The sequence below is a fragment of the Streptomyces sp. NPDC030814 genome, from assembly GCF_055572155.1.
Window position 1 is genome coordinate 87,251 of record NZ_JBVIDX010000001.1, and the last position, 19,790, is coordinate 107,040.

At 71.1% G+C, this 19,790-nt stretch carries 13 protein-coding genes; 10 read left to right on the forward strand and 3 right to left on the reverse strand.

The genetic code is table 11. The features are described from left to right. The first annotated feature begins 74 nt into the window (after nt 1-74). The 7 genes from ACZ43N_RS00350 to ACZ43N_RS00380 all read left to right on the forward strand — a co-directional run bounded on the left by ACZ43N_RS00350 (nt 75) and on the right by ACZ43N_RS00380 (nt 11,861). Nucleotides 75-1,766 carry a DUF4192 domain-containing protein gene (locus ACZ43N_RS00350; RefSeq protein ID WP_468094097.1) on the forward strand — a complete coding sequence of 564 codons (1,692 nt, stop codon included), beginning with the start codon at nt 75-77 and terminating at the stop codon, nt 1,764-1,766. A gap of 646 nt (nt 1,767-2,412) precedes the next feature. Then, nucleotides 2,413-4,353 (forward strand): glycogen debranching N-terminal domain-containing protein, encoded by a 1,941-nt coding sequence (locus tag ACZ43N_RS00355; RefSeq protein WP_468094666.1) that lies wholly within the window; start codon nt 2,413-2,415, stop codon nt 4,351-4,353. A gap of 151 nt (nt 4,354-4,504) precedes the next feature. After that, nucleotides 4,505-5,263 (forward strand): NUDIX hydrolase, encoded by a 759-nt coding sequence (locus ACZ43N_RS00360; protein ID WP_468094098.1) that lies wholly within the window; start codon nt 4,505-4,507, stop codon nt 5,261-5,263. A gap of 108 nt (nt 5,264-5,371) precedes the next feature. Continuing rightward, entirely contained in the window at nt 5,372-7,360 is a 1,989-nt protein-coding gene (locus ACZ43N_RS00365; RefSeq protein ID WP_468094099.1) for an ABC transporter ATP-binding protein, read from the forward strand. A gap of 185 nt (nt 7,361-7,545) precedes the next feature. After that, complete coding sequence (locus ACZ43N_RS00370; protein ID WP_468094100.1) at nt 7,546-8,433, forward strand: FadR/GntR family transcriptional regulator; 888 nt, start codon at nt 7,546-7,548, stop codon at nt 8,431-8,433. Between the two features lie 918 nt (nt 8,434-9,351). Further along, nucleotides 9,352-10,896, forward strand: coding sequence for an RNA polymerase sigma factor (locus ACZ43N_RS00375; protein WP_468094101.1), 1,545 nt, complete (start codon nt 9,352-9,354; stop codon nt 10,894-10,896). 146 nt (nt 10,897-11,042) lie between these two features. Further along, entirely contained in the window at nt 11,043-11,861 is an 819-nt protein-coding gene (locus ACZ43N_RS00380) for a S1 family peptidase (RefSeq protein WP_468094102.1), read from the forward strand. Nucleotides 11,862-12,010: 149 nt separating this feature from the next. On the opposite strand, the gene ACZ43N_RS00385 is transcribed toward ACZ43N_RS00380, so the two are convergent. Next, entirely contained in the window at nt 12,011-12,241 is a 231-nt protein-coding gene (locus ACZ43N_RS00385; RefSeq protein WP_055512778.1) for a DUF7455 domain-containing protein, read from the reverse strand. A 467-nt stretch (nt 12,242-12,708) separates the two neighbouring features. Between ACZ43N_RS00385 and ACZ43N_RS00390 the strand changes: the two genes are divergently transcribed. From ACZ43N_RS00390 to ACZ43N_RS00400, 3 genes are all read left to right on the forward strand, one after another. Beyond that, complete coding sequence (locus ACZ43N_RS00390) at nt 12,709-14,832, forward strand: DNA gyrase/topoisomerase IV subunit B (RefSeq protein WP_468094103.1); 2,124 nt, start codon at nt 12,709-12,711, stop codon at nt 14,830-14,832. Nucleotides 14,833-15,034: 202 nt separating this feature from the next. After that, complete coding sequence (locus ACZ43N_RS00395; protein ID WP_468094104.1) at nt 15,035-15,562, forward strand: DUF485 domain-containing protein; 528 nt, start codon at nt 15,035-15,037, stop codon at nt 15,560-15,562. Next, nucleotides 15,559-17,151 carry a solute symporter family protein gene (locus ACZ43N_RS00400; RefSeq protein WP_468094105.1) on the forward strand — a complete coding sequence of 531 codons (1,593 nt, stop codon included), beginning with the start codon at nt 15,559-15,561 and terminating at the stop codon, nt 17,149-17,151. The genes ACZ43N_RS00395 and ACZ43N_RS00400 overlap by 4 nt, the downstream gene beginning before the upstream one ends. A gap of 164 nt (nt 17,152-17,315) precedes the next feature. Here ACZ43N_RS00400 and ACZ43N_RS00405 read toward each other — a convergent pair whose 3' ends face one another. Together ACZ43N_RS00405 and ACZ43N_RS00410 are read right to left on the reverse strand one after the other, a co-directional pair. Next, nucleotides 17,316-17,996 (reverse strand): response regulator, encoded by a 681-nt coding sequence (locus ACZ43N_RS00405; protein ID WP_468094106.1) that lies wholly within the window; start codon nt 17,994-17,996, stop codon nt 17,316-17,318. After that, nucleotides 17,993-19,756: an ATP-binding protein gene (locus ACZ43N_RS00410; protein ID WP_468094107.1), complete on the reverse strand. Its 1,764-nt coding sequence runs from the start codon at nt 19,754-19,756 to the stop codon at nt 17,993-17,995. The genes ACZ43N_RS00405 and ACZ43N_RS00410 overlap by 4 nt, the downstream gene beginning before the upstream one ends. Nucleotides 19,757-19,790 lie beyond the last annotated feature (34 nt).

Below are 19,790 nucleotides of genomic sequence, written 5' to 3' on the forward strand. Positions count from 1 at the left end.
ACCTCTGACGTGGCCATGGTCGGACTTATCCACAGGGCGCAGCGGAATTTCGAGATCCGCGAGATGGTCGCCGCATGACGAATCACAGCGAAGCGGCAGGGACTCCCGGCAACGGTGACATCAGCGGGCAGAACGGATGGAGCGGGCGCCGGGAGACCGCCGCGTACGACGACCGGGAGTCGCGGCCTCACCCGGGGCACGACGAGCCCCTGGAACACGCCTCGGTACCTGACGGGACGGCCCCGCTCATGGGTCACGCTTCAGCACCCGACGGGTCCACCCCGCTCGTCGGGCATGATGAATCCAGGACATATGCGGGGCACGGTGCGGCCGCCGGCCCCTGCGACGAGCAGCAGGTCACGTTGCGAACCCCGGCCGAGCTCGCCGACGCCCTGCCGTACCTGCTCGGCTATCGCCCCGAGGACAGCATCGTCCTCGTCGCGCTGCACGACTGCGACGCGAAGGGGCGGTTCGGTGGGCGGGCCCGGCTCGGCATCCCGCCCCAGACGGACGACTGGCCGTCGGTGGCGCAACAGCTGGCCCGTGGACTGGTGACCGGCAGCGAGCGCCGAGGCGCCAAACCGGAGAGCATGGTCGCCTTCCTGTGCCAGGACCCGGCGAACGGCGAGTCGGCGCGCGACGTCATGGAGCGCCTGCGGCCGCTGGCCCAGCTCCTGCGCAGGGCCAGCGGCGCCCTCGACGTCCCGGTGGTCGAGGCACTGTGCATCTCCGGCGGCCGCTTCTGGTCGTACTGCTGCCCGGGCAACGGATGCTGTTCGCCGGAAGGCCAGACGATGGGGTTGCCGGGCACCTCGGTACTGGCCGCCGCCGCCACCTACGCGGGTCTTCAGGTGCGCGGTTCCCTTCGGGAACTGCGGGCGAGGCTCCTGCCGTGGGAGACCGCGGCCGCGCTGCAGCAGGAGGCCGCGCTCGACGCCGCCCAGGCCTCCCTCGTCCCGCGCATCCTCGACGCGGAAAGCCGTGTGGACGTGGCCGAGGAGACGCTCGCGGTGGCCCAGCGCGCCATGGAACGTCTCGCGGCCGCCCCGACCGTGTCCGGCACCCTCGACGCGGACCTGCGCGACGACGAACTGATCGGTCATGACGACGCCGCGACCATGATTCTCGGTCTCCAGGACAGGGCGACCCGGGATCGGGCCGCCGAGTGGATGGAGGGCGACGAGGCGGGCCCCGCTCTGCGACTCTGGCGCGCGCTCGCCCGCCGTTGTGTAGGCCCCTACGGAGAGCACGCCGCCGCCGCTCTCACGCTGGTCGGCTGGGTGGCCTGGTCAACCGGCGACGAACTGGAGGCCCGTGAAGCCCTCGCCATGGCCCTCGCTGCCGACCGCGACTACCTCTTCGCCCGCCTCCTCCACCAGGCCTGCAACGAGGGCCTGGACCCCGAGTCGATCCGCCGCTGCCTCCGCGCGGAACGCAGGGGACGCGACCTGCCGACGGCCACGGCGGGGGTGGGCGCCGACGGCGGACCGGGCGTGGTGGGACAGCCGAAGGAGGTGGCATCCGCGGACAAGCCGTGCGGCACCGGCGCACGGCGCCGACGTCGGCCGCGACCGGAGCGGAGCTCCGGCGACCGCGCCGCCCGGCGATCCCCGGGCACGGCCCAGGCACGTCGTCCGCGTTCCACCGATGGCACCTCTTCTCCGGGCGGTCGACGCCCAGGGCGTGCCGCCGACGGTCCCAGCGGCCGGGCCCGGGCCCGCCACCGTGCCGACGGCCGACGCACGCAGCCGGAAGGGGAGGCATGAGGACTCCGTCCAGGCCAGGGGTTCACCTCAGCACGTCGCCACCGTCCGCATTCCGCCCGAGCACATCAGCACCAGCCGGGTCCCACCCGGCGCCCTCCATCAGCTCGGCGGTCCAGCCCGGCGGACCCATCTCCGTCGCCACGCCTCCCAACCGGTGCGAGCGCGTGTCCCTTCCCCAGGGTGCCCCCCGATCGCCGTTCCCTGCGCTTCCCGGGCGGGGGGCCGTGACCCCGAGTGGAGCCGCTCCGTTCACCTGAGTGGCGGTATCCATGGCCGGCCCTTGCCGCCGCATCGTCCCGACCCACCGCCGTTCTCCACCCGGTGCCGAGCGCACCCCACGCGCGCCGAACGCGGAAGAAGCCCCTTCATGTCACTGCCTTCCTTGCCCGATGCCTACGGCGACCCCCCGTCGTTCCGCCGGCTCAGTCAGCCGACTCCCCGCACTCGTGGTGGAGGAGGCGTCACGAAACAGCGCCCGGAGACGTGGAGCCCGTCGCCTCCTGCCACCGGCGTGCGCCCGAGGAGGCCGAGCGGAGCGGGGTTCCCGGCGGCCGGCCCCGGCGCCCCCACTCCACCGGCCTTCGTCCCCCCGGGAGGTTCGGCCACCCCCCAACCGTCGCTTCCCGCCCCCCGACGCCCCACGGAGCTGCCCCCTGCCCACACCACGTTGATCTGCGTCGCTCTGCCCGGCCTCGCGATCTCCGGTGAACACGGTCAGCTGACCGGAGAAGGGCTTGAGGGCTTCTACCGCGGGGGTCGGCGCATGCTTTCCCGCTGCCGGATCCGGGTGGCCGGCCGGGAGCCCGTCCCCGTGCAGGCACGGATGGTCACGGCCGATCGAGCCCGCTTCGTGGGAACACTGCGCGTCTCCGCCGACGCCGGTCCCGATCCCGACGTCATGGTCGAGCGCATGCGCCACGCGGACGGCACCGAGCGGATCACCCTGCACAGTACGACCCGCCGCCCCATGCGTCTGCCCGTCGAGGTGTCCCTCGGCACGGACCTCGCCGAACTGGGCGCCGTCGCCTCCGGCAGCGCCGGGCCGGAGCTGCCCGCCGGCGTGCGTGACTCAGGCCTGCGCTGGTCCTGTGCCACCGGCCACTCGACCGTCACCGCCACCCCGCCGCCCACCGACGCACTCGCCTCCGCCGGACTGCTGCGCTGGGAGTTGGAGCTACCCCCCGGAGGCTCGCGCAGCGTGGAGCTACGAGTACGGCCGGACGGGGCTGGCCCCGTCAGACCGGTGGGACGCGGCGCCACGAGTCCCCTCGCCCAGGCGGAGGCCGCGGGTGACGACCCCCGGGTGGGGGTACTGCTGCACACCTGCCTGGAGGATCTGCAGGCTCTGCTGCTGCGCGACCCCGCGAACCCGTCCGACACCCACCTCGCGGCGGGCGCGCCCTGGCGGTGCGGCATGGCCCCGGCCGACGCCTTGATCGCGGCCCGGATGACCCTGCCCCTCGGCACGCGTCTGGCGGCGGGCACACTGCGTACCCTGGCCCGCATCCAACTCTCCGGCCCGGCCGCGCAGTCGGGCATGATTCCCGGCCCGCGGAGGGACGCCGGCCCTCATCTGCCGCCGGGCTGCACCGGAACCGAAGCCACCCTTCTCTTTCCTGTGCTCCTGGCCGAGGCCCGACGCTGGGGGCTTCCCGACCAGGAGGCCGAGGAACTGCTGCCGGCCGCCGAGCGCTGCCTGCGGTGGTTGCGGACCACCGTCGCAGGCGGAACCTATCTGGCCGACCCACGTCCCGGCGGGCCTCTGCGCTGCGAGACCCAGGCGCACGCCCATCGTGCCGCGCTGCTGGGCGCCGACCTGCTCGACGCGTACCGCCGACCCGGCGGGGACGAGCTGAGGGAATGGGCGATACGGCTGCGCACCCGATTCCGGGCGGACTTCTGGGTCGAGGACCGCAGCGGCGGCCGCCCCGCCGCTGCCCGCACCCCGGCCGGGCGCCTCGTGTCGCATCTGGGCGCGGCCGCCGCCCACCTCCTCGACACGGGGCTGCTCAGCGAGGGCCGTCAGGCTCCGGGCCTGCTCGACACGGTGCAGACCGAACAGCTCGCACGGCTGCTCGGAGGGCCTGCCATGGACTCCGGGTGGGGGCTGCGGAGCCTCGGCGCGAAGGAGTCGGCGTACAACCCGTTCGGGCATCGCAGCGGCGCCGTGCGCGTGCAGGAGACGGCGATCGCGGTCGCCGGGCTCGCGGCGGCGGGCTATGAGAAGGAGGCGAGTTCGCTGGTGCGGGGAGTGCTGGCGGCGGCCGAGAGATTCGGCCACCGGCTGCCGGAGATGTACGCGGGGGAGCAGCGCACGGCGGGTGGCGCGCCCCTGCCGCATCCGGCGGCCTGCCGACCGGCCGCGACGGCGGCAGCCTCGGGTGTGCTGCTGCTCGCCACCCTCGTCGGCATCCGCCCGGACGCCCCGGCCGGCACGGTGACGTTGCGTCCGGTGAGCAGTGCTCCGCTGGGCGAGATCGGCCTGACGGGCCTGCGCGTGGCCGGAGCCCGCTTCGCCGTGCGCGTCAGCAGACTGGGGCTCGCCATGGTCGAGGAAGCGGCCCGCGGTCTGCAGTTGGGAGTGTGACCTGGTAGGACGCTTGACCGGACCACGCCTGTGCGGATGTCGCGAAGGCGAGTGGTGGATCATGAGTCGGACGTCGGACAGAAGCGGATCAAGATGGGAAGCGACCCCTGAAGGGAGTGTTTATCGTCAGGAAGACGACTATGATCGCGGCATGCCCTACGACCCGTCGGACTACCCGCCCTTCGCCGTCACCGTCGACCTGGTCGTGCTGACCGTCCGCCGCCACGCGCTGTGCGCGCTGACTGTGCGGCGGGGCGAACAGCCTTTCCAGGGGCGGTGGGCGCTGCCCGGCGGCTTCGTACGGCCCGACGAGGATCTGTCACAGGCCGCCGCACGGGAGCTGTCCGAGGAGACCGGGCTGACCGCCCACGACCCGTCCGCCCCCGCGCAGGACAACGGCGCGCACCTGGAGCAGTTGGCGACCTACGGCGATCCGAAGCGTGACCCTCGGATGAGGGTCGTCAGCGTCGCCCACCTCGCACTCGCCCCCGACCTGCCCGCACCCCGGCCGGGTGGCGACGCCAACAGCGCTCGCTGGGCGCCCGTCGAGGAGTTGCTGGCGCAGGGTGGCTATGGGCGCGACGGAGAGCCGGTGGCGCCGCTGGCCTTCGACCACGCGCAGATCCTCGCGGACGGTGTGGAGCGCGCCCGTTCGAAGATCGAGTACTCCTCGCTGGCGACCGCCTTCTGCCCGCCGGAGTTCACCGTCGGTGAGCTGCGCCGTGTCTACGAGGCGGTGTGGGCCGTGGCGCTCGACCCGCGCAACTTCCACCGCAAGGTGACGGGCACGCCCGGCTTCCTGGTGCCGACCGGTGGCACGACAACCCGGCAGGGCGGCCGTCCCGCCCAGCTCTTCCGTGCCGGTGGCGCCACCCTCCTCAACCCGCCGATGCTCCGCCCCGAGGTCTGACGCGGCGGAGCAGGAAGAGCCGAGGCCTGTCCGGCGGCTTCGCACGCTGCCTCGAAGTGGGCCGCGAGGTGCCTCGAAAACCGGACATACCGCGCTATCTTGCTTCGGGTGATCCAGGCCATCGGATTGACCAGCACCCCCAGCAAGGAGCTTCCGCCCGCCGTCGACGACGTGTCGTTCGAAGCGCACTCCGGCCGCGTCACCGCACTCCTCGGAACGCCCGGTGCGGGTAGGACGACCGTGCTGAAGCTGATGCTCGAACTTCAAAAGGGTCGCGGAATCACCTACTTCAGAGGCCGCCCCCTGCACCGCATCGCACACCCCAACCGCGAGGTGGGTGTGCTGCTCGGCGAGGTGCCGGGGCATCCGGCCCGCACGGTCCGCGGTCATCTGGGGATGCTGTGCGCGGCCGCGGGCCTGCCCGTGCGGCGGGCCGACGAAGTCCTGGAGGTGGTGGGCCTGGTCAGTCTGCGCGAGGCCCGGCTGGGCACCCTCTCGCGAGGCATGGACCGCCGGCTCGGACTGGCCTGTGCGCTGCTGTCCGACCCGCACACCCTCGTCCTCGACGAGCCCGCCCACGGGCTGTCCGTCCGCGAAGGCCGTTGGCTGCACGGGATCATGCGTGCGCACGCCACCCAGGGCGGCACCGTCCTGTTCGCCACAGGCGACCCCAAGGAGGCCGCACGGATCGCCGACCGGGTCCTCACTCTCGAACGGGGCCGCCTCGTCGCCGACCAGGACGTCTCCGACTTCTCCCGTACCCGCCTCCGCCCCCGAGTCGCCGTCCGCACCCCGCACGCCGCCCGCCTCGGCGCTCTGCTGAGCAAGGAGGCCCGGATCGCACGACGTTCCGTGGAGATCGTCCGGGAGGGCGGCAACCGGCTCTCGGTGTACGGCAGTACGTGCGCCGAGGTCGGCGAGGCCGCCTACCGGCACGGCATTCTGGTACACCAACTCGCCGACGAGATCGGCGACATGGGACCGACACCCGTACCGTTGCCGTCCGGCGGGGAGGAGCGGAGGGCGCCCGGCGCGGACTCCGTCGAAGAGCCGCAACCGGTTGGCGGGGACGACCTGACGGCTTCGGAGAAGCCTCGGCCGTCCGAAGTCGAACCCTCGGCCCACTCCGGTCCGAACAGTGACACCAGTCCCAAGGATCACATCAACCACATCGATCACCCGGACCCCATTGAGTCCATTGATCACACCGGTCCCGCTGACCACAGCAACACCACCACGGCCCCTCTTCACCGCATTCCTGGCCCGTCCCGCTCGGCGGAGGCCGGCGCCCTGCCTCCGCTCCCGCCCCCCATCACCGTCCGCCCGGCGCCGAACCCCCTGCGTCCGCTGAGATACGAGCTGCGCCGCGCCACCGGGGTCGCGACCGTCTACGTGACGGCCGCCGTCGTGCTCGTCGTCTCCGCGCTCATGTCGGTGGTGCTGGCCAGGATCGGGCACACCCCTCAGCCCCGGCTGCTGGCCGCGTGGCCGAGGGAGCTTCCGCTGCCGCCCGCCGCCATCGGCGCGGGGCTGCTCGGCGCGATCGCCTTCGGCGACGAGTTCCGGTACCCCGCGCTGGCCGCGGACCGCGGCACCGTACCCCGTCGTCTGGGGCTGCTCGTCGCGAAACTCCTCGTCTCGGCCGTCACCGGGCTGCTGCTGGCCCTGCTCACCGTGGGCTGCGACCTGGAAGTGCTCTACCTCGTCCACGGGCCGGAACTCACCTCGGTTCCTGGCGACTGGCTGCCGCTCGGTGCGAGTTGGCTGGGCTTTGTCGTGGGATGCGCCTGGGCGGGGGTGCTCGCGGCAGGAGTCTTCCGTTCCACGAGCGCGGGGCTCGCGGCCGTCGTGGCCGTGCCCCTCCTCGTCGTCCCCCTGATGCAGAAGGCGCTGGAGGGGCCTGCTGTGCGACATGCGGTCGGTTTTCCGACGCGGTTGCGGGAGCTCGTGCTGATGCAGTGGCCGTTCGGAGGGGAGCGCCATGTCGAAGCGGTGACGCGGATGCTCGTCCAACCCGAAGGAGGCGCGCTGCTGTTGTCGCTGACCGCTCTGCTGGGGGCCTACCTCCTCACGACCGTGCGCAGCCGGGTCCGCTGATGATCATCCTCACCCCCTCGTGCTCACCCTCCGTGCTCGCCCGTCGTCGCAATGTGCACAACTCCTCGTAGAACGCCCATTTCTTTCCGATAAGGCGTCAATTGCGACGGGGGGAGCGATCACCCTTTCGTGTGCTTTTCACCAAAGACCTCAAGGGAGTTGAGAACGCAGCCGACAAAGGATGCGTGAGTACCCTTGCGCACACCATGATGACCGCCGCCCGCTCCGCCGATTCCGGCCTCGCTGGACCGGGCGAACTCGACCGCTACCCCTACGCCGAGCATCCCGGCGTCGACCGTGTCGGCATCCCCTCCTGGGACGGCGCGGACCCCGAGCTCGGGCGCATGAGCCGTCGCGCCGCCGGAAGCCGCGGACGAGGGCTGCACGGTCAACTCGTCCAGCAGCTCGGCCAGATGATCGTTTCCGGGGACCTGGGGGCCGACCGTCCGCTCGTTCCGGAGGAGATCGGCCAGCGATTCGAGGTCTCCCGCACCGTCGTCCGTGAATCCCTCCGTGTGCTGGAGGCGAAGGGGCTGGTCAGCGCCCGCCCGAACGTCGGCACACGCGTCCGCCCGGTCAGCGACTGGAACCTGCTCGACCCGGACATCATCGAGTGGCGGGCGTTCGGCCCCCAGCGGGACAACCAGCGGCGCGAGCTCAGCGAACTGCGCTGGACGATCGAGCCCCTCGCCGCACGCCTCGCCGCCGGGCACGGACGCGACGACGTCCAGCAGCGGCTCGGCGACATGGTCGAGCTCATGGGTCACGCCATGGCGCAGGGCGACGCGCTGACCTTCTCCCGCGCCGACGCCGAGTTCCACTCGCTGCTCATCCAGGTCGCGGGCAACCGCATGCTGGAGCACCTCTCCGGCATCGTCTCGGCGGCGCTTCAGGTCTCCGGCGGTCCCGCCACCGGCTGTGACCGGCCGGGCGAGTCGACTCTCGCGCACCACGCCCGGATCGTCGACGCCCTCGCCACCGGCGACGGAGGTGCGGCCGAGGCGGCCATGCGGCAACTGCTCACGGTCCACCCCGAGGTCGAACGTGTGGTGCCCGCGCCCCGCGAGCACTGAGGGCACCCGCAGCGAGACAAGGGCGGATCGGTCGCGATGCGACTCCCTCGGCGCCCCTGGTCGACCGGCGAGCCGTGTGCCGCCGGACCCCATCGGATCCTTCCGGGATTCGGCGGGGCCCGGCGGCGCGCGGGCCGACGGCTCGGCGGCGGAGCCTCCCGGGGCCGTTGGGGCGGGTGGTCTCGACGGGGGCGAAATCCGCCGGGGAGCCGGAATCCGGCGGGAGCACCGCACGTCCGCCGAGGACGGCGACCCGCGCCGGCGGTCCCCGCCGACGGAAAGCGACCCCACACGGTCACGGTGGGAAACGACCTCGGTGGGAAGCGTCCACCCGGCGATGAGCATCCCAGTAGCGGGCAACGCAACCCGCGGCAGTGATCAGCCCTACCCGCAGAGCAGCCGCACCCCAGGGCAGCCCCGCCCGGGGGTAGCGCCCTCAGGCCGCCCGGACAAGCGACCCTCAATTCGGCGGGATCGCTACCCGCCGGCCCGTCGGCTCCCGCCGAGCCAGACCCGACGCCCGCCAGTCCCCCGGGACAGGCCCGTCGACCCCGCCAAGACAGAACGCTCCTCCTCCAGAGCAGAGACTCCCGGTGGGGGAGTTCGTTCGGGAATGGTGCGGGTACTCAAGGTATGAGCACCGGTTGTGGCCTTGCTCGAATACCTCTGGCTGTGTCTGACCGCTTTTGAGTGCTTACGGGGTGTGACTCGGGCCACGCAGATTGGGCGTAACGCTCGCGGGAACAACGCGATGACCTAAGAGGTGACAGCCGCGGAGGGAATACGGACGCCGTTCACGGCGCTGTGCAACTTCCCGGCCCCCGCCCGCACCGTCGGCCCATCCCCAAGCCGGTGGTCGGCTCCTGTCCGCAGTGGACGGGGCCGGAAGCCGTTTTCCAACGTTCCGAGAGGTTGTTCGTGTCGGCCAGCACATCCCGTACGCTCCCGCCGGAGATCGCCGAGTCCGTCTCTGTCATGGCGCTCATTGAGCGGGGAAAGGCTGAGGGGCAGATCGCCGGCGACGATGTGCGTCGGGCCTTCGAAGCTGACCAGATTCCGGCCACTCAGTGGAAAAACGTACTGCGCAGCCTCAACCAGATCCTCGAGGAAGAGGGTGTGACGCTGATGGTCAGTGCCGCGGAGCCCAAGCGCACCCGAAAGAGCGTCGCAGCGAAGAGTCCGGCCAAGCGCACCGCCACCAAGACGGTCGCGGCGAAGACGGTGACCACCAAGAAGGCCACCGCCGCCACCGCGCCGGCGGCGCCCGCAGCCGAAGCCTCCGCCGAGGACGCCGCACCCGCCAAGAAGGCCGCTGCCAAGAAGGCGACTGCCAAGAAGGCGGCCCCCGCCAAGAAGACCGTCGCCGCCAAGAAGACGACGGCGAAGAAGACCACTGCCAAGAAGGACGACGTCGAGCTGCTCGACGAGGAGGTCCTGGAGGAGACCCCCGGCGGCAAGCCCGGTGACGAGCCCGAGGGCACCGAGAGCGCCGGTTTCGTGCTCTCCGACGAGGACGAGGACGACGCGCCCGCCCAGCAGGTCGCCGCCGCCGGTGCCACCGCCGACCCCGTCAAGGACTACCTCAAGCAGATCGGCAAGGTCCCCCTGCTCAACGCCGAGCAGGAGGTCGAGCTCGCCAAGCGCATCGAGGCCGGTCTGTTCGCCGAGGACAAGCTGTCCAACGCCGACAAGCTGGCGCCGAAGCTCAAGCGCGAGCTGGAGATCATCGCCGAGGACGGCCGCCGCGCCAAGAACCACCTCCTGGAGGCCAACCTCCGTCTGGTGGTCTCCCTCGCCAAGCGCTACACCGGCCGCGGCATGCTCTTCCTGGACCTCATCCAGGAGGGCAACCTCGGTCTGATCCGCGCGGTCGAGAAGTTCGACTACACCAAGGGCTACAAGTTCTCCACGTACGCCACCTGGTGGATCCGTCAGGCGATCACCCGAGCGATGGCCGACCAGGCCCGTACCATCCGTATCCCGGTGCACATGGTCGAGGTCATCAACAAGCTCGCGCGTGTGCAGCGCCAGATGCTCCAGGACCTGGGCCGCGAGCCCACCCCGGAGGAGCTGGCGAAGGAGCTCGACATGACCCCGGAGAAGGTCATCGAGGTCCAGAAGTACGGCCGCGAGCCGATCTCCCTGCACACCCCGCTGGGCGAGGACGGCGACAGCGAGTTCGGTGACCTCATCGAGGACTCCGAGGCCGTCGTCCCGGCCGACGCGGTCAGCTTCACACTCCTCCAGGAGCAGTTGCACTCCGTCCTCGACACGCTCTCCGAGCGCGAGGCGGGCGTCGTCTCCATGCGCTTCGGTCTCACCGACGGTCAGCCGAAGACCCTCGACGAGATCGGCAAGGTGTACGGCGTCACGCGTGAGCGGATCCGCCAGATCGAGTCGAAGACGATGTCGAAGCTGCGCCACCCGTCCCGCTCGCAGGTCCTGCGCGACTACCTCGACTGAGTCCGTCGCGGCGCTGCCCGCGCGACAGCCGTCGAAGGCCCGGTTCCCTCGAAGGAGCCGGGCCTTCGGCGTGGCTGCGGCGTGCGGGCGCCCGCCTCGTGAATGACTCTGGGTGTGCTATCCATCTCACAGAGTCAGGAGCGCGCATGCGTCGAACCATCGCACGACTGCTGGCCCTCGCGGCCACCACTGCCGTCATACCGCTGGCCGCGCCACCCCCGACGGCGACCGCCGATGTCGTCATCGGCGGTCATCCCGTCGAGATCTCCCAGGCGCCCTGGACGGTGGCACTGTCCAGCCGTGACCGGTTCGGGGGTACGAGGGCCGGACAGTTCTGCGGCGGCGTCGTGGTGGGTCCCTCCACCGTGCTGACGGCCGCCCACTGCGTCAGCGAGGACGTGCTGGGGGCGCCACCCGAGCTCATCCCCGACCTGAAGGTCATCACGGGCCGTGCCGATCTGCAGTCGAACCAGGGCAAGGAGATCCCGGTGAGCGGCACCTGGGTCAATCCGGAGTACGACCCCTCCACGAGCGCCGGGGACTTCGCCGTGCTCACGCTGGCGACGCCGGTCCCCAGGAGTTCCGTCCTGCCGTTGGCTGGAGCCGGCGATCCGGCGTACACGCCGGGCACGGCCGCCTCGGTCTACGGCTGGGGCGACACCACGGGCGCCGGGGACTACGCACTGGGCCTACGGGCCGCACCGGTGCGGGTACTGGCCGACTCCGTGTGCCAGAGGGCCTACCCGGGCAACGCGGAGGGCTGGTACCAGGCCGACACGATGATCTGCGCGGGGGAGCCGAACGGCGGCCGGGACGCCTGCCAGGGGGACAGCGGAGGGCCGCTCGTCGCCCGGGGAAAGCTGATCGGGCTCGTCTCGTGGGGCAGCGGCTGTGGGCTGGCCGGTCGCCCGGGGGTGTACACCCGGGGCTCCTACGTGGCGCAGGTGCTGGCGGAGAGCCGCTGAGGGGTGGTTGAACGCCGTACCCTCACGCCGCCCCACCACGGTGCCGTGCCGGGCTGCGGAACGAGAGCGGGCGGCCACCCCGTGTGTGCGGGAGTGGCCGCCCGGTCACCGGCCTCGAGCCGGTGTTGGCTCGTCGTTGGTGCGAAGCGTCAGCGTTCGTCGGTTTCCGCGGTGGCGGGAACGGACGTCAGCCGCTCCGTCTCGTCCTGTATCTCCGCGGCGATCTTCTTGAGCTCAGGCTCGAACTTACGCCCGTGGTGGGCGCAGAACAGCAGCTCTCCACCGCTCAGCAGGACGACGCGCAGATAGGCCTGGGCGCCGCAGCGGTCGCATCGGTCAGCGGCCGTCAGCGGGGTCGCGGGGGTCAGAACAGTAGTCACGTCGCCTCTTCTCTAGCTCGACGAGCTGTCGTACCAGGGTCAACATCCAACCAGGCCGAAAACGTTCCCGCTCGCGGCTTTTCCTCGAAAAAATCTTTCCAGGCCGGCTGTCTGTTGCCGGTTGGCGGCGAATGAGCCGTAGTGCGTGTCTTCGTGTCGTACGGGTTCGCGCTGTCTGTCGGTGGTTCTGGTGGTTGCTCTTTCGGTTGTACCGTCCTCCCGGCTGGGTTGCCGGTTGTTCATGAGGACGTGCCCGGAGCCTAAATGGTTCATGCCTCGAAGGGAACGTGATATGTACTTCACCCCATCGAGGTATCGAACACGCATGCGAGCCTGGACTACCCTGAGTTTCCAGCGAGGGTGGCGTTACAACGGCTCTACCAGGGCTCGGTACCCTCGGACCGGCAACAGAGCCGGGCCCCTTACCCAAAAGGGCCTCACCTGAAATTCAGCGAGGAGCGAACCGCGTGACCGCCGAGACGTCCGTGCCGTCCACAGCGCTGCTGACCGGAGCAGACCGGGACGGTTCCAACTACACCGCGCGGCACCTGCTCGTCCTCGAGGGGCTCGAGGCCGTGCGGAAGCGCCCCGGAATGTACATCGGCTCGACCGACAGTCGAGGTCTGATGCACTGCCTCTGGGAGATCATCGACAACTCCGTGGACGAGGCCCTCGGGGGCTACTGCGACCACATCGAGGTGATCCTCCACGACGACGCCTCCGTGGAGGTCCGGGACAACGGCCGCGGCATCCCCGTCGACGTGGAGCCCAAGACCGGCCTGTCCGGCGTCGAGGTCGTCATGACCAAGCTGCACGCCGGCGGCAAGTTCGGCGGTGGCTCCTACGCGGCCTCCGGCGGTCTGCACGGTGTGGGCGCCTCCGTGGTGAACGCCCTCTCCGCCCGCCTGGACGTCGAGGTGGACCGCAACGGTCACACACACGCCATCAGCTTCCGGCGCGGTGTGCCCGGCGCCTTCGTGGGCAACGGTCCGGACGCGAAGTTCGAGGCCACGAGCGGTCTGCGCAAGGCCAGGAAGATCCCCAAGACCCGCACCGGCACACGCGTGCGCTACTGGGCCGACCGCCAGATCTTCCTCAAGGACGCCAAGCTCTCGCTGGAGAACCTCCACCAGCGCGCCCGCCAGACCGCCTTCCTGGTGCCCGGCCTGACGATCGTGGTCCGTGACGAGTTCGGGCTCGGCGAGGGCGGAAGCAAGGGCGAGGAGTCCTTCCGCTTCGATGGAGGCATCAGCGAGTTCTGCGAGTACCTGGCCACCGACAAGGCCGTCTGCGACATCCTCCGCTTCACCGGTGAGGGCACCTTCAGGGAGACGGTTCCCGTCCTCGACGAGCATGGTCAGATGACCCCCACCCAGGTGACCCGGGAACTCGGCGTCGACGTGGCACTGCGCTGGGGCACCGGCTACGACACGACTCTCAAGTCGTTCGTGAACATCATCGCCACGCCCAAGGGCGGCACCCATGTCGCCGGCTTCGAGCAGGCCGTGGCGAGCACGATGAACGAGGTGCTGCGCGCCAAGAAGATGCTCCGCGTCGCCGAGGACGACGTCGTCAAGGACGACGCGCTGGAGGGGCTGACCGCCGTCGTCACCGTGCGTCTGGCCGAGCCGCAGTTCGAGGGCCAGACCAAGGAGGTTCTCGGTACGTCCGCGGCCCGCCGTATCGTCGCGCAGGTGATCTCCAAGGAGCTCAAGGCGTTCCTGACCTCCACCAAGCGGGACGCGGCCGCACAGGCGCGGGTGGTCATGGAGAAGGTCGTCGCGGCCGCGCGTACGCGTATCGCCGCACGTCAGCACAAGGACGCGCAGCGGCGGAAGACCGCGCTGGAGTCCTCGTCGCTGCCCGCCAAGCTCGCCGACTGCCGCAGCGACGACGTCGACCGCAGTGAGCTGTTCATCGTCGAGGGCGACTCGGCGCTCGGTACGGCGAAGCTCGCCCGGAACTCCGAGTTCCAGGCGCTGCTGCCGATCCGCGGCAAGATCCTCAACGTCCAGAAGTCGTCCGTGACGGACATGCTCAAGAACGCCGAGTGTGGCGCGATCATCCAGGTCATAGGGGCCGGCTCCGGCCGTACGTTCGACATCGACGCGGCCCGGTACGGCAAGATCATCATGATGACCGACGCCGACGTGGACGGCTCCCACATCCGGTGCCTGTTGCTGACGCTGTTCCAGCGGTACATGCGGCCGATGGTGGAGGCGGGACGGGTCTTCGCCGCGGTGCCGCCGCTGCACCGGATCGAGCTGGTCCAGCCGAAGAGGGGCCAGGACAAGTACGTGTACACGTACTCCGACCGGGAGCTGCGCGACAAGCTGCTGGAGTTCCAGAGCAAGGGCGTCCGCTACAAGGACTCCATCCAGCGGTACAAGGGTCTCGGCGAGATGGACGCGGACCAGCTGGCGGAGACGACCATGGACCCGCGGCACCGGACGCTGCGGCGGATCAACCTGTCGGACCTGGAGGCGGCCGAGCAGGTGTTCGACCTGCTGATGGGGAACGATGTGGCGCCGCGCAAGGAGTTCATCTCGAGCTCGGCGGCCACGTTGGATCGGTCCCGTATCGACGCGTGAGCGCTGCGCTCGCCCGGCGGGTGCATGCCCGGCACGGCTCGGGGGTGCGCCGGGGTTCTCCCCGGCGCACCCCCTTCCGTACGTGCGCGGCTCTCCCGCCGTACGCGCGCCGCCCGCTGCCGCTCCGGGCGCTCTTCACCTGATGGGGTGAAGAATCGTGGGGGAATCGGCGGGGATACTCGTGGTCTGTCCATGCTTGGGCATGCAGTCAAGTACCAGCCGGTCCCGCCGACGCGCGGGCGGTTCCGAGAGTGCGGTCGAGGGGCCGCTGGCGACCCCGACGGACGTGCGGTTCGATGATCCCTGGTATGACGCGTTGGCCTCCGGGTGGGGAGAGGTGGACGGCACGGGCGGGGTGGCGTCCGTCGGGCCGGCTGCTCGGGAGGAGGGGCGCGGAGCGGGCGATGTGTATGTGGAGGTGCAGCGCAGTGCCGCCTTCCGGGAAGTGCGTCGCCGGTACCGGAGATTCGTGATCCCCGGGGTCGCGGTCTTCTTCAGTTGGTACGTGGGGTACGTCGTCACGGCGACCACCGCGCCGGGGCTGATGGCGCGTCCCGTGGCGGGCGCGGTCAACGTGGCGATGCTCGCGGGGCTCGGTCAGTTCCTCACCACGTTCCTGTTCACCTGGGCCTACGCGCGACACGCGCGGCTGCGGCGGGACCGGGCGGCCCTCGATCTGCGCTGGGACACCCAGGAGTTGACGCGCGGGGTCAGAGGGGGCGAGCGGTGACCGGGAACCATCAGACCCTGGCCCTGCTGCTGTTCAGCGTGTTCGTCGCGGTCACCCTGGGGATCACGACCTGGGTCAGTCGCCACCGCCATGGTTCGGCGGAGGAGTTCTACGCCGGAGGCCGACTGTTCTCGCCGATGGAGAATGGTTTTGCCATCGCGGGTGACTACATGTCCGCTGCGTCCTTCCTGGGTATTTCCGGGCTGATCGCGCTTTTCGGGTACGACGGACTGCTGTACTCGGTGGGCTTCCTGGTGGCCTGGCTCGTGGTGTTGTTCCTGGTGGCCGAACTGGTGCGCAACTGCGGGCGGTTCACGCTCGCCGACGTGGTCGCGGCGCGGATGAGCGAGCGGCCGGTCAGGATCGCGGCGGGAACCTCGTCGGTCACCGTGTCCGTTCTGTATCTGGTGGCGCAGATGGTGGGGGCGGGCACCCTCGTCGCACTGCTGCTGGGCGGCGAGGGCGAGGCGGTGCAGTCCTGGACGGTCATCGGCGTCGGCGCGCTCATGGTCGTCTATGTGTCGCTGGGCGGGATGCGGGCCACCACCTGGATTCAGATCGTGAAGGCGGTCCTGCTGATGGGCGGGGCGATCGCGTTGACCGTGCTCGTCCTGCTGCGATTCCACGGAGACTTCGACCACCTGCTGCGGACGGCCGCCGAGCGCAGTGGGCACGGGGCGGCCTTCCTCGCGCCGGGGCTGAAGTACGGCGGGGACTGGACCGCCCGCCTCGACTTCATCAGCCTCGGGCTCGCCCTGGTGCTGGGCACGGCCGGGTTGCCGCACATCCTGTCGCGCTTCTACACGGTGCCGACCGCACGGGCCGCGCGCCGCTCGGTCGTGTGGTCGATCGGGCTCATCGGCGGCTTCTACCTGATGACGATCGTGCTGGGCTTCGGCGCGGCCGCGATCGTCGGCCCGGCGACCGTTCGCGCCTCGAACGCGGCAGGCAACACCGCGGTTCCGCTGCTCGCGCTCGACCTGGGCGGCGGAGCGGGCTCCGCCGGCGGCACCGTTCTGTTCGCGATCGTCGCCGCCGTCGCCTTCGCGACGATCCTCGCGGTCGTCGCCGGCATCACCCTCGCCTCCTCCGCCTCGGTCGCCCACGACCTGTACGCGTCACTGCGGCGCCGACGCTCGAAGCCTTACAGCGAGGTGGCCGTGGCGCGTACGGCCGCCGTCGGGATCGGGGCCGTCGCCATCGCGCTCGGGCTGCTCGCCCACGACCTCAATGTGGCCTTCCTCGTCGGGCTGGCCTTCGCCGTCGCCGCCTCGGCCAATCTGCCCGTCCTGCTGTACTCGCTGTTCTGGCGCGGTTTCACGACCCGCGGTGCCGTGTGGTCCGTGTACGGCGGACTCGTCCCGTCGGTGGTGCTGGTGCTGCTGTCGCCGGTGGTGTCCGGCAGCCCCGAATCACTGTTCCCCGGCGTCGACTTCCAGTACTTCCCGCTGCAGAACCCGGGTCTCGTATCGATCCCCCTGGGCTTCCTCGCGGGGTGGCTGGGCACGGTCACCTCCGCCGAACCGCCGGACGAGGCGAGGCACGCGGAAACCGAGGTGCGGTCGCTGACGGGCGCCGGGGCCGTGTGACGGCCTCACGGGGGATTCACGGGGTCGGCGTTCAGCCGGGGCGTTCAGCGGGGTGTACGGGCGCGTGAGCCGTCGTGCGGAGCAGGCAGCCACGCCGGCACGCGCCGCCGTAGGACGGCATGCGCCCCGCGCAAAGCGTGTCCCGGGGTGCCGTTGCCGGCACCTCAGGGGCGGGTCGCCCACTCGTAGCGGTGTTCCGGACGCCCCGCGTCGCCGTACTTGAGGGTCAGGCGGGCGCGCCCCGTGCGTTCCAGGAGTTTCAGATAACGCTGGGCGGTCTGGCGGCTCAGACCGGTGCGATCGGCGATCTCCTGGGCGGACAGCGGGCCTTCCGCGCTCATCAGGGCCCGGCGTACGACCTCGGTGGTGGTGGCGGAGTGCCCCTTGGGCAGGTCCGGTTCGCCGCCCGCCGACAGCGCGCCGAAGATCCGGTCGACCTCCGCCTGCTCGGCCTCGCCGCCGCCGTCCAGGGTGCGGCGCAGCTCCGCGTACGCCTCCAGCTTGGCCCGCAACCCCGCGAACGCGAACGGCTTGACCAGGTATTGCAGGGCACCGTGCCGCATCGCCGCCTGGACCGTCGAGACGTCGCGGGCCGCCGTTACCATGATCACATCGGTCTGGTGGCCGCGCCGGCGCATCTCCTGGACGACCATGAGGCCCGTCTCGTCCGGGAGGTAGTGGTCCAGGAGGACCAGGTCCACATGGGGCAGCCTCGCCAACTGCTCCAGCGCGTCGGCCGCGTTGTGCGCAAGGCCCGCGACCCGGAATCCGGTGACCTTCTCCACATAGGCGGCGTTCACCCGGGCGACCCTGAGGTCGTCGTCCACGACCAGGACCTCGATCATCGCGACTCCTTCTCGGGGGCTGGGACGGCGGCTTCCGGCTCGTGCGCGGTGCCCGGTCGCGTGTCACGGCCCGGCTCGTCGTGCGGGCCGGCTCCTTCGGCGGGTGCCGGAGACGTGAGCGTCGGCGCGGGCGATTGCGTCACCAGCACCGGCTCGGCCAGCGCCTCCGGCAGGACGACCGTGAACTCCGCACCGCCGCCCTCCGCCTCGGTGACCCGGGCGCTGCCTCCCTGCCGCTCGGCGAGTCGGCGCACCAGGGAGAGCCCGATGCCTCGCTCGCGGTGGGCCGGGGGCGTCTTGGTGGACCAGCCCTCCGTGAAGATCAACTCGCGTTTTTCGGGCGGGACTCCGGGACCGGTGTCGCGGACCCGGAGGATCGCCGTACGTCCCTCGGCCCGCAGTTCGACCTCCACGCGCGCGTGGGGTGTGCCCGCGACGGCGTCGAGGGCGTTGTCGACGAGGTTGCCGACGATCGTGACCAGTCCACGTGGATCGATCAACCTGTCCGGCAGCGGGGTCCCGCCGGTGACCGTCAGCGCCACCCCGCGCTCGGCGGCGACGGTCGCCTTGCCGACCAGGACCGCGGCGAGCAGTGGATCGTGGATCTTCTCGGTGACCTGCTCGGCGGTCGCCCGGTGATCGCCGACCACCTCACCGACGAAGTCCACGGCCTCGTCGTACATCTCCAGTTCGAGCAGGCCGAGGAGGGTGTGCATCCGGTTGGCGTGCTCGTGGTCCTGGGCGCGCAGGGCGTCGATCAACCCGCGCGTGGAGTCGAGCTCGCGTCCCAGCTGCTCCAGCTCCGTGCGGTCGCGCAGGGTGGCCACGGCGCCGCCGTCGTCGGTGGGCATGCGGTTGGCGATCAGAACGCGTCGGCCGCGGACGGTGAGCAGGTCGGTGCCGGTGACCCGGCCGGCCAGCACATCGGTGGTACGGCCGGGGCCGAGCGCGTCGTCGAGCGACCGGCCGACCACCTCGTCGCCGATGCCCAGGAGGCGCTGCGCCTCGTCGTTGAGCAGGCGCACGCGGCCCGCGCGGTCCAGGGCGACCACGCCCTCCCGGATGCCGTGCAGCATCGCCTCGCGCTCCGCGAGCAGCCCCGCGATATCGGAGAACGCCAGGTCACGGGTCTGCCGGTGGACCCGCCGGGAGATCAGATACGCCGCCAGCGCGCCGACGGCCATCGCACCGCCCGCGTACGCGAGGAGCCCGGGGATCGCGTGGATCAGCCGTGCGCGCACATTGTCGTACTCGATACCCACCGAGACGGCGCCGACGATCTTCCCGGCGGCGTCGCGCAGCGGCACCTTGCCCCGGGCGGAACGCCCCAGGGTGCCCGAGTCGATCTCCATGACCTCGTGCCCCGCGAGGGCACGGCGCGGGTCGGTCGACACGATCCCGCCGATCTCGGTGGTGTCCGGGTGGGACCAGCGCACCCCGCGGACGTCCATCACCACGACGTACTCGGCCCCGCTGGCCTTGCGGATCCGTTCGGCCTCGACCTGCACCGGCCCGTTCACGGACGGCCTTGTCGTGACCAGGTCCTCGGCGATCTGCGGCTGGGCCGCCGTGGTCTGCGCGATCGCCAGGGCACGGCGCATCGCCTGGTCGTCCAGCTGGTCGCTGAGCGGTGCGAGGAACAGCCCGGTCGCGAGGACGGCGACACCTGCGGCGATCGCCACCTGCATCAGCAGGACCTGCGAGAACACTCGACGCGGCATACCGAGACGCAGGCGGCGTGCGGGGGGAGTGGGGCTCATACCCCTGACGGTACGTGGACGGCGTGCGCCGGAC

Excerpts from the sequence above, each read along its gene's own strand:
- ACZ43N_RS00350 (WP_468094097.1), top strand. The coding sequence starts at position 75 with ATGACGAATCACAGCGAAGCGGCAGGGACTCCCGGCAACGGTGACATC.
- ACZ43N_RS00395 (WP_468094104.1), top strand. The coding sequence starts at position 15,035 with ATGCAGTCAAGTACCAGCCGGTCCCGCCGACGCGCGGGCGGTTCCGAG.
- ACZ43N_RS00410 (WP_468094107.1), bottom strand. The coding sequence starts at position 19,756 with ATGAGCCCCACTCCCCCCGCACGCCGCCTGCGTCTCGGTATGCCGCGT.
- ACZ43N_RS00405 (WP_468094106.1), bottom strand. The coding sequence starts at position 17,996 with ATGATCGAGGTCCTGGTCGTGGACGACGACCTCAGGGTCGCCCGGGTG.
- ACZ43N_RS00380 (WP_468094102.1), top strand. The coding sequence starts at position 11,043 with ATGCGTCGAACCATCGCACGACTGCTGGCCCTCGCGGCCACCACTGCC.
- ACZ43N_RS00360 (WP_468094098.1), top strand. The coding sequence starts at position 4,505 with ATGCCCTACGACCCGTCGGACTACCCGCCCTTCGCCGTCACCGTCGAC.